The organism is Streptomyces sp. Root1310, from assembly GCF_001426425.1.
Lineage (GTDB): Bacteria > Actinomycetota > Actinomycetes > Streptomycetales > Streptomycetaceae > Streptomyces.
The window spans coordinates 109,667-122,246 of the sequence record NZ_LMEQ01000003.1; the positions used below are offsets into that span (position 1 = coordinate 109,667).

The 12,580-nt window shown below is 74.0% G+C and carries 13 protein-coding genes; 5 read left to right on the top strand and 8 right to left on the bottom strand.

Annotation, left to right across the window (positions count from 1 at the left end):
• Nucleotides 1–17: 17 nt before the first annotated feature.
• Complete coding sequence (locus tag ASD48_RS11515; protein WP_057601469.1) at nt 18–1,532, bottom strand: gamma-aminobutyraldehyde dehydrogenase; 1,515 nt, start codon at nt 1,530–1,532, stop codon at nt 18–20.
• Between the two features lie 222 nt (nt 1,533–1,754).
• On the opposite strand from ASD48_RS11515, the gene ASD48_RS11520 reads away from it, so the two are divergent.
• On the top strand, nt 1,755–2,315 hold the full coding sequence (locus ASD48_RS11520; protein WP_057601470.1) for an NADAR family protein: 561 nt from the start codon (nt 1,755–1,757) through the stop codon (nt 2,313–2,315).
• A 608-nt stretch (nt 2,316–2,923) separates the two neighbouring features.
• Here the strand turns inward: ASD48_RS11520 and ASD48_RS45130 are convergent.
• Nucleotides 2,924–3,868 carry a DUF4190 domain-containing protein gene (locus ASD48_RS45130; RefSeq protein ID WP_107104294.1) on the bottom strand — a complete coding sequence of 315 codons (945 nt, stop codon included), beginning with the start codon at nt 3,866–3,868 and terminating at the stop codon, nt 2,924–2,926.
• Nucleotides 3,869–4,234: 366 nt separating this feature from the next.
• Between ASD48_RS45130 and ASD48_RS11530 the strand changes: the two genes are divergently transcribed.
• Together ASD48_RS11530 and ASD48_RS11535 are read left to right on the top strand one after the other, a co-directional pair.
• On the top strand, nt 4,235–5,386 hold the full coding sequence (locus ASD48_RS11530) for an adenosine deaminase (protein WP_079073725.1): 1,152 nt from the start codon (nt 4,235–4,237) through the stop codon (nt 5,384–5,386).
• 26 nt (nt 5,387–5,412) lie between these two features.
• A complete protein-coding gene (locus tag ASD48_RS11535; protein WP_057601471.1) occupies nt 5,413–6,099 on the top strand; it encodes a glycerophosphodiester phosphodiesterase in 687 nt (228 codons plus the stop codon).
• Between the two features lie 47 nt (nt 6,100–6,146).
• On the opposite strand, the gene ASD48_RS11540 is transcribed toward ASD48_RS11535, so the two are convergent.
• Nucleotides 6,147–6,740, bottom strand: a complete 594-nt coding sequence (locus ASD48_RS11540) for an NAD(P)-binding domain-containing protein (protein WP_057601472.1) — start codon at nt 6,738–6,740, stop codon at nt 6,147–6,149.
• Nucleotides 6,741–6,895: 155 nt separating this feature from the next.
• Here ASD48_RS11540 and ASD48_RS11545 point away from each other — a divergent pair, with 155 nt between their 5' ends.
• Entirely contained in the window at nt 6,896–7,255 is a 360-nt protein-coding gene (locus tag ASD48_RS11545; protein ID WP_057601473.1) for a helix-turn-helix domain-containing protein, read from the top strand.
• Here ASD48_RS11545 and ASD48_RS11550 read toward each other — a convergent pair.
• Entirely contained in the window at nt 7,237–8,925 is a 1,689-nt protein-coding gene (locus tag ASD48_RS11550; RefSeq protein ID WP_057601474.1) for a sigma-70 family RNA polymerase sigma factor, read from the bottom strand. The two genes, ASD48_RS11545 and ASD48_RS11550, sit on opposite strands and share 19 nt — an antisense overlap.
• A 334-nt stretch (nt 8,926–9,259) precedes the next feature.
• On the opposite strand from ASD48_RS11550, the gene ASD48_RS11555 reads away from it, so the two are divergent.
• Complete coding sequence (locus ASD48_RS11555) at nt 9,260–10,429, top strand: serine hydrolase domain-containing protein (protein ID WP_057601475.1); 1,170 nt, start codon at nt 9,260–9,262, stop codon at nt 10,427–10,429.
• 13 nt (nt 10,430–10,442) lie between these two features.
• Here the strand turns inward: ASD48_RS11555 and ASD48_RS44170 are convergent, their stop codons facing one another.
• From ASD48_RS44170 to ASD48_RS11575, 4 genes are read right to left on the bottom strand one after another with little or no spacing between them, the layout of a single operon-like run.
• Nucleotides 10,443–10,991, bottom strand: coding sequence for a hypothetical protein (locus tag ASD48_RS44170; protein WP_199875759.1), 549 nt, complete (start codon nt 10,989–10,991; stop codon nt 10,443–10,445).
• Complete coding sequence (locus ASD48_RS11565) at nt 10,975–11,475, bottom strand: RNA polymerase sigma factor (protein ID WP_057601476.1); 501 nt, start codon at nt 11,473–11,475, stop codon at nt 10,975–10,977. The genes ASD48_RS44170 and ASD48_RS11565 overlap by 17 nt, the downstream gene beginning before the upstream one ends.
• Nucleotides 11,472–12,092 carry a class F sortase gene (locus ASD48_RS11570; protein WP_057601477.1) on the bottom strand — a complete coding sequence of 207 codons (621 nt, stop codon included), beginning with the start codon at nt 12,090–12,092 and terminating at the stop codon, nt 11,472–11,474. The genes ASD48_RS11565 and ASD48_RS11570 overlap by 4 nt, the downstream gene beginning before the upstream one ends.
• Nucleotides 12,089–12,454, bottom strand: coding sequence for a hypothetical protein (locus ASD48_RS11575; protein ID WP_057601640.1), 366 nt, complete (start codon nt 12,452–12,454; stop codon nt 12,089–12,091). Before ASD48_RS11575 ends, ASD48_RS11570 begins: the two co-directional genes overlap by 4 nt.
• Between the last annotated feature and the right edge of the window lie 126 nt (nt 12,455–12,580).

The window sequence follows — 12,580 nt, forward strand, 5'->3', positions numbered from 1 at the left end:
GGCCGGTCGTCGTCGCTCTAACAGTCCCCGAAGATGGTGCGGTGCCAGGGCTTGCGGGCAACCGCGGTGTTATCGAACATAACGTGCTTTACCTGCGTGTACTCCTCGAACGAGTACATGGACATGTCCTTGCCGAAGCCGGAGGACTTGTAACCGCCGTGGGGCATCTCGCTGATGATCGGGATGTGGTCGTTGACCCAGACGCACCCGGCCTTGATCTCGCGCGTCGCCCGGTTCGCCCGGAAGACGTCCCGGCTCCACGCGGAGGCGGCCAGCCCGTACGGGGTGTCGTTGGCGAGCGCGATGCCCTCGTCATCGCTGTCGAAGGGCAGCACCACCAGGACCGGGCCGAAGATCTCGGACCGGACGACCTCGCTGTCCTGCGCGGCGTCCGCGATCAGAGTGGGGCGATAGTACGCGCCCTTCTTGAGATCGCCCTGGGGAGCCTCACCGCCGGTCACCACGCGCGCGTAGCCACGCGCCCGGTCGACGAAGGCGGCGACCCGGTCGCGCTGGACGTGCGAGACCAGCGGGCCGAGGTCGGTGCCGGGGGCGAAGGGATCGCCGAGCCGGACCGTTTCCATGAGGGCGGCCGTCCGTTCGACGAACGCCTCGTACAGGGGCCGCTGCACGTACGCGCGCGTGGCGGCCGTGCAGTCCTGCCCGGTGTTGATGAGCGCCCCCGCGACCGCGCCGTTGGCGGCGGCCTCCAGGTCGGCGTCGTCGAAGACCACGAAGGGCGCCTTGCCGCCCAGCTCCAGATGCAGCCGCTTGACGGTCGCGACGGCGACCTCGGCGACGCGCTTGCCGACGGCGGTGGAGCCGGTGAAGGAGGTCATGGCGACGTCGGGATGCCCGACGAGGTGCTCACCGGCCTCCTGTCCGGTCCCGGTGACGATGTTGACGACACCGTCGGGGATGCCGGCCTCCGTGGCCGCCTGGGCGAAGAGCAGTGAGGTGAGCGGGGTGAGCTCGGCGGGCTTGAGCACGATGGTGTTGCCCGCCGCGATCGCCGGGAGGATCTTCCAGGCGGCCATCTGGAGGGGGTAGTTCCAGGGCGCGATGGAGCCCACGACGCCGATGGGTTCCCGGCGGACGTAGGAGGTGTGGTCGCCGGAGTACTCCCCGGCGGACTGGCCCGCGAGGTGGCGGGCCGCGCCCGCGAAGAACGCCGTGTTGTCGATGGTGCCCGGCACGTCGAACTCGCGGGTCAGCTTCAGCGGCTTGCCGCACTGGAGGGACTCGGCGCGGGCGAACTCCTCGGCGCGGTCGGCGAGGACGGCGGCGAACCGGTGCAGCGCGTCGGAGCGCTCGCCCGGTGTGGTGCCGGCCCAGCCCGGGAAGGCGGCGCGGGCGGCGGCGACCGCCGCGTCGACGTCGTCGGCGCCGGCCAGCTCGTAGGTGAAGACCTCCTCGCCGGTGGCGGGGTCGATCACGGCGTGGCTCCGGCCGGATGTGCCGTGCCTGAGACGGCCCCCGATGTACTGAGCGCCGTCCGCGAATCGTTCCTGTGCGGGGAACCGGTCCTGCATGTCGCTCTCCTCCGCCTTCGCCCCGCTGTGCGCGGCGGCGGCTGGCGTAGCTCCAGCTTGATTTGATTGCCGATCCTGACAGAGCAAGGGCACTCCAACAAGTGATTCCGTTGTTGCCTTTTGGTTACGCGACGGAATCTGTCGACGGGGGGTCGACCAGGTGTCGAGTCGGAGCGGAAAAGGCGGGACGCCCTGTCAGTGGCGCGTGTCAGACTCGCGTGCATGGAGAAGATCGATTGCCAGGAGGCCCTGGTCAGGCAGGTCCGGGCCGGGGCGAGGATCAAGTATCTGCATTTCTGGGGGCACCGGCCGCGGCCCGACGGCCGGCTGGGCTCCAGCTGTCTGAGCCAGTGGTGGCCGTCACCCTTCGTGGTCGACGGGATCACCTACGCGACGGCCGAGCACTGGATGATGGCCGGCAAGGCCCGCCTCTTCGAGGACGCGGAAGCGGAGCGCCGGGTGCTGGCCGCGGCCTCCCCCGCCCAGGCGAAGAAGGAGGGGCGGCTGGTGCGCGGCTTCGACGAGACCACCTGGCAGCGGGAGCGGTTCCGGATCGTGGTCGAGGGCAGCGTCCACAAGTTCGCCTCGACGCCCGGGCTGCGGGCGTACCTGTTGAACACGGGCGAGCGGGTACTGGTGGAGGCGAGCCCCGTGGACCGCGTGTGGGGCATCGGCCTGGCGGCGGACGACGAGGCGGCGATGGATCCACAGCGCTGGCGGGGGCCGAACCTGCTGGGATTCGCGCTGATGGAGGCCCGGGAGAAAGTACGAGCGGCGGCCTGAGCCACCGCAACCGCCACCGCCCGAGCCACGGCCGCCTCGGTCGCGTCCGCCTTGGTGCGGCCGCCTTGGCTCGCGTCCGCCTTGGGTCGCGTCCGCCTTGGTGCGGCCGCCTTGGTGCGGCCGCCTCGGGCGTAGCTGCCCGGGCTGAGACGCGGCTGCCCTCGGCGTCGCGGCTCGGCCTGAGGCGTCGCGGCTGCCCGAGACGCCGCCATGCTGCCGGCCCGCGGGGGCCGGCAGGGCTGCGCGTCGCAGCTCAGGCTGAGACGCGGCCGTCTCCGGCGTAGCTGCTCACGCTGAGCGGCGACGCCCGAGACGTCTCCGCTCGGCCGCGTCGCCGTACGAGCTGAGACGCGCCTGCCTCGGGCGCCGCCGCTCGCGCCGAGGCGTCGCGGCTGCCAGGACATCCCTGCTCAATGCCCGAGACCTCTCCGCTCGGCCGCGTAGCCGTGACGCCGCCTCCGCTGCGCGCCGTCGCTCGCGCCGAGGCGTCGCCGCTGCCCGAGACGTCCCTGCTCGGCAGGTCGCCGTCCAAGCCGAGACGGGCCTGCCCCGGACGTCGCCGCTCGGGCTGGGGCGCGGCTGCCGCCGCGTCCGTGCCCGGCGGGGCCTCAGGGCTGCACGATCAGCAGGACTCCCAGTCCGATCGCGAGCAGGATGCCCACGCTTCCGCAGATGATCCCGGCCAGCGCCTGACCGGGGTTCGAGGCCTCGCCCCGCCTGGCCTTCCCGCGCCCGACGGCGCCGAAGGTGATCCCGAGGATGCCGAGCACGACGGCCAGCGGCCACATGCAGAAGCCGACCGCCGAGACGATCCCGAGGACCATCCCGGCGATGCCCATACCGTTGCTGTCCCCCGTCCCGCCGGGCCAGCCGTAGGGGCCCGGCGCGCCGCCCCCGTAAGGGGGAGGGGACGGGTAGCCGTAGCCGCCCGGATACCCGTACGGGACCTGTCCGGGCCCGTAGGGCGCGGGGGGCGGTGGCGGTACCGCCCCGCCCGCGCCGGGGGGAGCGAAGGGGTTGCCGGGGTGGAACGGCGGGCCGCCGGCCGCCGCCGCGCCGGGGTGGGGCGGCGGGAAGGAACCGAGCGGGCCGCTCACGGGCGGGTTCCCGAAGGGGGTGGCCCAGGGCTGCGGGGTGACGTCCGCGGGCGGCGGGGGCACGCCGGGCAGCGCGGTCACCGTCAGCTGGTCGTGAACGGCCGGCGGCACCTGGTCCCGGGGGCCGGGGGCGGATCCGGGGGCGGGCGTGAGCGGGTCGTTCGCGGCGACGGTGTAGCCGGCCCCGCTCTGCGCGCTGTCGCCGGGGGCGGCCCAGGGGTTCGACGCGGACTGGGACGCGACGGAGCCGGCACCGTTCTCCGCCGGGCCCGCGCCGCCTGCCGGGCCCGTGCCGCCCGCCCGGCCCGGAGCGCCTGCCGTACCCGCGTCCGACGTGCCCTTGTCCAACGGCACCTTGGGAGCCGCGTCCTGCGGACCGTCCGCCTCGTCGGGTGCGGGCGCGGGCCACGGGTCGTGAGCGGCGTCACCGGCCGGAGTCGGCGCGTCGTCGGACATGCGTGGATCCCCTCTGTCGCCCTCCGCCCCGCGTGCCGCCAGGCGTTCGGTCTTGCGCGTAGCGTCCTGCGCGTTCGCTCTCGCGCGTTCCCTCTTGCGTTCCGTCGTCCGTACACCGTTCCGCCCTGCGTACGTTCCGTCATGCTACGGCCCGCGGCCGGTGCGGTGGGTGGCGGGCCGTGGCGACGGACGGCGGCCGGTGGCCCGGGCGACGGGCGGTGCGACGGGCGTTGGCTCATGCCGCGAGCGAGGCCGACGGTCGTCTCCCACCCGCTCCGCCTACGATGATCCCGACTCATCGATCAGCCGATCACCCGCGTCCCGTCCGGCCCGCCGGGCCCGGGGCGCCGTCCCGGGGAGGACCCCATGACCGACCGCTTCGACGCATCCGCCGCAGCCCCCGGCTCCCCCGGCCCAGGCACCCCCGTCTCCGGCGCACCCGTCTCCGGCGCACCCGCAGGTCCCACCGCTGCCGCCGCGGCCGGCGCCCGTGATGTGCACGCCTTCATCGCCGGGCTGCCCAAGGCCGAACTGCACGTCCACCACGTCGGCTCCGCCTCTCCCCGCATCGTCGCCGAGCTGGCCGCCCGGCACCCGGACTCCAAGGTGCCGACCGACCCCGAGGCCCTGGTCGACTACTTCACGTTCACCGACTTCGCCCACTTCATCGACGTGTACCTGTCCGTCGTGGACCTCATCCGCACGCCGGAGGACGTCCGGCTGCTGACGTACGAGGTCGCCCGGGACCTGGCCCGCCAGCAGGTGCGGTACGCCGAGCTGACCATCACCCCGTTCTCCTCGACCCGGCGCGGCATCGACGAACTCGCCTTCATGGACGCCATCGAGGACGCCCGCAAGGCGGCGGAGGCGGAGTTCGGGACCGTGCTGCGCTGGTGCTTCGACATCCCCGGTGAGGCCGGTCTCGAGGCCGCCGAGGAGACGACACGGCTCGCCACCGACGACCGGATCCGCCCGGAGGGGCTGGTCTCCTTCGGGCTGGGCGGGCCCGAGATCGGCGTACCGCGCCCGCAGTTCAAGCCCTACTTCGACCGCGCGATCGCCGCCGGGCTGCGCTCGGTGCCGCACGCCGGCGAGACCACGGGACCGCAGACGGTGTGGGACGCGCTGACGCACCTGCGCGCCGAGCGCATCGGTCACGGCACCAGCTCCGCGCAGGACGAGAAGCTGCTCGCGCATCTCGCCGAGCACCGCATCGCCCTGGAGGTGTGCCCGACCTCGAACATCGCCACGCGCGCGGTCCGCACCCTCGACGAGCACCCGATCAAGGAGTTCGTGCGGGCCGGCGTCCTGGTCACGATCAACTCCGACGACCCGCCCATGTTCGGCACCGACCTCGACAACGAGTACGCGGTCGCCGCCCGCCTCCTCGACCTCGACGAGCGGGGCATCGCCGCCCTCGCCGTCAACGCGGTCGACGCGTCCTTCCTGGACGAGGCCGGCAAGGCCCGCATCAGGGCCGAGATCGACGCCTACACGACGGGCCGGCTCGCCCCCTGAGGGCCGGCGGCCGCCACAATGGGCCCATGCACAACGTGACTGCCGTGGCCCATCGTGGCGACCCCTACCGCTTCCGCGAGAACACCGTCGACTCGCTGCGTTCCGCGCTCGACCGGGGCGCGGACGCCGTCGAGTTCGACGTACGGCTCACCCGGGACGGCGTTCCCGTCCTGCTGCACGACGAGACGTTGAAGCGGCTGTGGGGGCAGGACCGGCCGCTGCGGTCGCTGTCCGCCGCCGAGGTGCGCGGGCTGACGGCCGGTGCGGTGCCGACCCTCGCGGAGGCGCTCGCCGCGACCGGGGGCAGCCGGCTGATGCTCGATCTGCCGGGGACGCGGGACGTGCGCACGGCGCGGCGGATCGTGGACGCCGTCCGCGAGGCCGGGGCGGCGGACCGGGTCTACTACTGCGCCGACGCCGGCGCGATGCTCGCCGTGCGCGCCGCCGATCCGTCCGCCGAGATCGCCCTGACCTGCACGAGCCTGGCGCCTCCGCGGCCCGCGCTGCTCGACGCGGTGAAGCCGCGCTGGCTCAACTACCGCTTCTCCCTGGTGGACCGGGATCTGGCCGCCCGCGTGCACCACGACGGTTTCCTGCTCTCCGTCTGGACCCCCGACACCCGCCGTTCGATGCGCCGGCTCATCGACCTGGGCGTCGACTCCATCACCACCAACCGGATCGAGGTGCTGACGGCTCTGCGCAAGCAGGGCTGACCGCCCGCGTCGTCGGCGTCCTCGCAGCCTGATGCACACGACAGGCGCTAGCCCGCCGCGTACGCCAACGGCGGTGAGATCGCCTGGGCGTCCGCGCCCTCCCCCAGCCACAGCCGGATCAGCAACGCCGCCGTCGCCTCCAGCAGACCCGCCCGGTCGAGTCCCCCCGCGTTCAGCGGCTCGCAGCCCAGGTCGCGGACCAGCCGGCGCACGACGGACAGGGCCGCTTCGTCGTCCCCGCACAGCGGGACCGCCAGGGGGCGGCCGTCGAAGACCGGCGGGTCGAGGCGCCAGACACCGACGTGGCACAGGTTGAAGGCCTTCACCACGTGCGCGGTGGGCGCGGCGGCGGCGATGCGTTCGGCCGCCGCCGGGCCGTCGGCCGTGAGCAGGCCGAAATCCGGGCCCACCGGATTGGTGCAGTCGATCAGCACCCGTCCGCGCAGGGCCTCCTCCAGCCCGCCGACCAGGTCGACCACGGCCTCGTACGGCACCGCGAGCAGCACCGCGTCCGTCCCCGCCTCCGCCGCCGCCCGCAGCCCTCCCGAGCGGCCGCCGGTGACCACCTCGTGTCCGGCCCGCCGCCACCGGGTGCCCAGCGCGTCCGCCATTCCGCCCGTACCGAGAATTCCCACGCGCATGATGTCTCCTCCTGTTCCACGGATCCCCGTTGCACGGATCTCCGTTGCCCCGATCCCCGTTGCACGGATCTCCGTTGCCTGGATCGCCGCCGCATGGACCGCCGTTGCATGGATCTCCCACGACAGTAGGAAGCCGTTCGGGCACCATTCGGTGCGTGAACCCCGACCTCGTGTTCCTCGCCGACTGCCGGACCCGGCTCGCCTTCGACCTCGTCTCCCACACCTGGAACCCGGTGGTGGTGTGGGCCCTCAAGGACGGCCCCGGACGCCCCGGTGAGCTGCGGACGCGCATCGGCGGGATCAGCCAGAAGGTGCTGACGGAGACCCTGCGCAGGCTGGAGTCCAACGGGCTCGTCTCACGGCAGGCGTACGGGGGTTCGCCGCCTCGGGTGGAGTACGAACTCACCGACCTGGGAAGGACGTTGCTCGCGCCGATCCAGGCCTTCGGCATCTGGGCCCATGACCACGGGGACGAGGTGGTCCGGGCCCAGGACCGCTACACGCGGGAGGCCTGAGGGACCGTCGCCGGGTCGGCAGGCTGCTCGCGGGTGACGTACTGCGGGACCGGTGTGTCGTCCTCGCCGGTGTCACGGACCAGGCCGTAGCGCCCGGCGCCCTGGGCGGGACCGCTCGTGACGTCCTTCTCCACGGCGTCCCAGGTCGTCGGGAAGACGTTGAGGCCGTAGTCGGCACCCCGCTCGTTCACGGTGAGGGTGACGCTGCCGGTGAGGTAGAAGTACTCGTTCTGCCACATCTGCTGGGTGCCGGACGGCAGGACGGTGTAGCCGGTGGCCTTGCTCCCCATGCCGGTGGCGGTGGCGTCCGTGCCGCCGACGGGGTCGTCCATACGACGGCCCCCGCCGGAGGCCACGTGGAAGAGCCTGCCCCTCAGCCCCGTCCAGCTGGGCATGACCAGGGCGCCGGACCGGTACTGCGGCGATATCTGCCAGCGCACGAGGACATAGCCCTGTCCGCTGAGCGTCACGCCGTCCCCGCGGTGGTTCATGGTGGCGTGCGCGCCGCCGCTGCTGGTGACGCCGGACGCGGGCCGCTCCGGCAGGGCGACGGGCGGGGTGCCCGGGTCGGGCGCGCGGTCGACGGCGTCGACGACACTCCCGTACCGCGCCGCCTTCCGTTCGCTCGCCGACGCCGAGGAAGAGGCCGACGCTGAGGCCGAGGGGGCGGGACCGGGGGCGGAGGGGGCGGTGGCGGGTGTGCTCGCCGCCGTGGGGACGACGGCCGCCCGTGCGGGCGGGTCGTCAGGGGTCTGTACGACGACGTAGGCACCGCCCGCGGCGAGTGTCGCGCCGGCCGTGACCGCGACGGCCGGTTTGGTGAGCGCGGTCAGCACCTTCGCGGACCAGCCGACGGAGGCCGTGCCGGTGGCCGCGGCGGCCGTCTTGCCGCCGAGCGCGAGGGAGATCGTGAAGCCGGCCGGCACCGGGACCAGCGCGATCCCGACGAGCAGCCGTTCCGCCGGGACGACGGACTCGCGGGTGTCGCCGCAGTAGCCGCAGCCGCGGATGTGCCGGGCCAGCCGCTTGCGCCACACGGAGTCCGGCCGGCCGTTCCAGCGGGCCGTCAGGTCGCGCAGGTCGGGGCAGGCCCCGTCGAGGGCGCGCACGATGCCCCGGGAGACCTCCAGGCGTTCCTTCACCCGCTGGACGCGCACGGCGGCGTGCTGCCGGCTGATGCCGACGGCCGCGGCCAGCTCGCGGCGGGTGAGCTCGCCCGCGACCTCCAGCCACCACAGGGACAGCAGCTGCCGGTCCTCGTCGTCGAGCCAGCGCGCCGCCTCCGCGACCTCGCGCCGCTGCCCTTCCAACTGGAGCCGGAGCACAGCGAGTTCGGCGAAGTCGGCGGCTTCGCCGGGCGGCACGTTCTCGTCGAGGCGCTGTGGTGTCCTGCGGCGCGCGCGGTCCCGGACCTGCCGCATGGCGATCGCGACCAGCCAGGAGCGGAAGCTGTCGGGGTCGCGCAGCGAGCCGAGGTTGTCGACGGCGCGCAGCATGGTCTCCTGCACGACGTCGTCGACGTCGGCGTGGCCGTTCAGGGCGCGGCCGACGATGTTGTAGACCAGCGGCAGCCAGCCCGCCACCAACTCGTCCAGCGCCCGCCGGTCACCGGCCTGCGCGTCGGCGATGGTGGCCCGCCAGTGCCGGCCGGCCTCGGCGTACGTCCTCATGCCCGCACCCTCTCAGCCGGGACCCCGCTGTCGGCAATGTCGGAGATCACATCCAGGGAGACGGCCGGGACGGCCCACGGATAACACTTTTCGTCGGCCGGACCGCCGCACGGACCGTCGCACGGACCGGCACCGGACCGGCGCGCAGACCGCACCCCGTCCCCTTCCCGTCCGGCACCCGTAAGGGGCACCCTGAGCAACTCCCCCCGATTCTCAAGTCAGTTGCTCAGGGTTTCGCCAGGGTCGGGCACCCTCCTCGGCGACGATCCGCGGCGGTGGCATCCCGGCGGAAGATCCTTTCGAACCCTCCGGCCCCCCTCCCTCTGGAGCCCGTATGCGCGCTCGCCGCCGCACCACCGTCCTCGCCGCCACCCTGGTGACCGCCCTCGCCGCGGGCCCGCTGGCCGTGCCCGCCTTCGCCACGCCCGCTCGGGCCTCGGCGCCGGCGTCGGCCCCGGCCCACCCGGCGGACTCCCTCGACGTCGAAGCGCTGGCGGCCGCGCTCACCGGGCTCCCGGACCAGGACGCGACCGCCGCCCTCGTCCGGGTCGGCGGCACCGGCGGCACCTGGCGCGGCAGTGCGGGCGTGCACGACCTGCCGAGCGCCGCGCCCGCCGACCCCCACGCCCGGTTCCGGGCAGGTTCGACGACCAAGGTGGTGACGGCGGCGGCCGTCCTGCGCCTGGCGGCCGAGCGGAGGATCGACCTGAACACGCCGGTCCAGCGCTACCTGCCCGGCCTGCTCGGCGCGAAGTTCCGGCCGATCACCGTACGGCAACTGCTCAACCACACCAGCGGCATCCCGGCGGGCGACGGCCTCGGGGACTCCTTCGAGGAGGTGTACGCGCACCGCTTCGACACGCTGACCCCGCAGCAGGTCGTCGCGTCCGCGGCGGCGAAGGGGCCGGAGTTCCGCCCGGGCGGGCGGCAGCACTACCTGAACATCAACTACACGGTCCTGGGCCTGCTGATCGAGAAGGTGACCGGACGGTCGTACGCGTCCGAGGCCACCCGCCTGGTCCTGGCGCCCGCGGGCATGGAGGACACGTACTTCCCCGGCACCGACCCGCGCATCGCCGGTCCGCACAACCGCGGCTACCAGGCGGTGAAGAGGGCGGACGGGACGACGGAGCTGGTCGACGTCACCGAGTGGAACCAGGCGGACCGGTTCGCGGCAGGCGACATGATCTCCACGACCGCGGACCTGGAACGCCTGCTCACCGCGCTCTTCCGGGGCCGCGTCGTCCCCGGGCCCCAACTGCGGGAGATGTTCACGGTCCCCGCGCACATCGACGGCGCCACCTACAGCGCGGGCCTCCAGCGCTTCGTGTACGAGGGGAAGGTCTACTGGCTCAAGTCGGGCGGCCGCTACGGCTACAACGCGCTGATCGCCGCCACCCGGAACCTCGACCGGACCCTCGTCTACTCGGTCAACTCCACCGACGCGAAAGGCGAGGACATGAACCCGGTGGCCCGGCGCATCGCCATGGCCGCGCTCAAGTGACGGCGCGGCAGCCTCACCGTGTCGAGCCCTCCGAGGGCTCGGCGGACGGGGTGGGCCGCGCCGCCGAGGTCGTATCGGGTTCGCTCGCCGGGCCCGGTTCGCTCGCCATGCTCGGTTCCGGGGACTCGCTGCGGCCGTCGCTCCCGACGGTCGGGACAGCGGTGCCGGCGGGCGCAGTCGACGTCCGCGGATCCGAGGCCGGGGTCGGGGCCCCCTCGGTAGGGCGCTCGGTGTCCGGTACCGGCGAGGGCGAGGGTGAGGGCGGGGCCACGGTCGACGGACCGGTCACCGACGGCGGGGCCAGCGGGACCACAGGGCGCGTGGGTGTGTCGGACGCCGTCAGGTGCAACGGCAGGAGCACGGCGAGCGCGGCGATCCCGCAGGTCGCGCCGACCCCGGCCGCGGTACGCAGCAGCCGGCGGCGGACCGCGCCGCGGCGGATCTCCTCGTAGCGGCCGGGCGGCGGGCCGAGGTGGCCGGGGACGGGCCCCAGGAGGACGGTGAGGGGGTCGTCGGGGTCGAGGTCCGGGCCGTCGTCGAAGTCGTCAGTGGGTGTGATCAAGGCTTCTCCTCAGGTGGGCGCGGAGCAGTTCGCGGGCCGCGTGCAGGTCGGCCTTGACGGTTCCTTCCTTGCGCCCGGTCAGCACGGCCACCTCCCGGATCGGCATGTCAGCGTAGTAGTGCAGCAGGATCGGGACGCGCAGCCGGTCGGGCAGGGACTGCACGAGCATGCGCACCGAGGGGTCGGCCTGCTCGGCGGGCGGGGCGACGGCGGCCTCGACGGTGGCCCGGCGCAGCGCCCGGCGCTCGCGTTCGAGCTTGCGCCAGTGGTCGCGGACCAGGTTGGCGGCGGTGACGAAGAGGAAGCCCTGGGGCTCCGCGACGGCCGTCCAGCGGGCCCAGAGCCGGGTGAACGCCTCCGAGGCGATCTCGTGCGCCGTCTCGTCGTCGTCGACGAGACGGCGGCACCAGCCGGCGAGGCGCGGGTAGAGGGCGGCGAACAGCTCGGACGCCGCCCTCTCACGGGACCGAGAGGGCCGTTTCAACGTTCTCCCGCGGGAGTCAGGGCGGCGAAGACGATCACGTTGTCGCGGTATCCGTCGCCGGAGCGCGGCCCGCCGCACGTGATGAGACGCAGTTCGGGGCGGTCCACGTTCCCGTAGACCCTCTCGGTCGGGAACTGCGCCTTGTCGACGGTCGTCACCTCGGTGACGGCGAACTCGGCCGTCGTGCCGTTCTCCAGACGCGCCCGGATCCGGTCGCCCCGGCGCAGCCGGTCGAGGTGGCGGAAGACGCCGTCCCCGTAGGTGCCGACCGTGACGTGGGCGAGGATCACCGACGGGCCGGTCTGGCCGGGCGTCGGCGAGTTCTCGTACCATCCCGCCCGGTCGTGCTCCTCGACCGGAGGCACCCCCACGGTGCCGTCGGCGGCCAGCCCCAGCCGCATGACCGGGGTGTCGACCCCGATGGCCGGGATCCGCAGCCCGACGGGCACGGAGCGCGCGAGGGGACGCGCGGCCCGGACGGAGGGGGCCGCGGAGGTGCCCGGCGTACGCGCGGCGTCGCCCGGGGCAGCCTGGTCGGCCGGGTCGCCGGCGCAGCCCGTGACCAGCGGCGCCGCCAGGGCCGAGAGGATCAGGGCGCGCCTGGAGAGCGGGCTCATGCGCCGGTCGCCCTCCGGCGCCGTACGACGTAGAAGCCCGTGCCGGCGGCCGCGAACGCCGCGGCCGCGCCGCCGCCGATCAGCCCGCCGCGGCCCTCGGACGGCTCCTCGACCCCGGTGTCGGCACCGCCCCGCGGCACCACACCGACCTGACTCGGGACGGCGGACGGAGCGGTAACGGCCTCGGTCGGGGCCGGTACCGGGGTCGCGTCGGTGCCGTCCTCGGCGGGGGCCGGTGTCGCGCTCCGGTCCACGGTGGTGGGGCCGGGCGTGGGCGTCCCGCCGTCGGCCAGTGCGGGCGCCGCGCCCGCCAGCAGGGCGGTGCCCGCAACTACCAGGGCGGCAAGGCCCGTTCGCGGCATGAGTCGCATGAATCGCTCTCTTTCCTCGGTCCGTTGACGGATCGAGCGAAGAGACGAGACAGCCGGGCGGCGGGTTGTAAAGAGCAGGCAAAGTCCCGATCGGGGGCCCGCGGCCGGGAAGGGCCG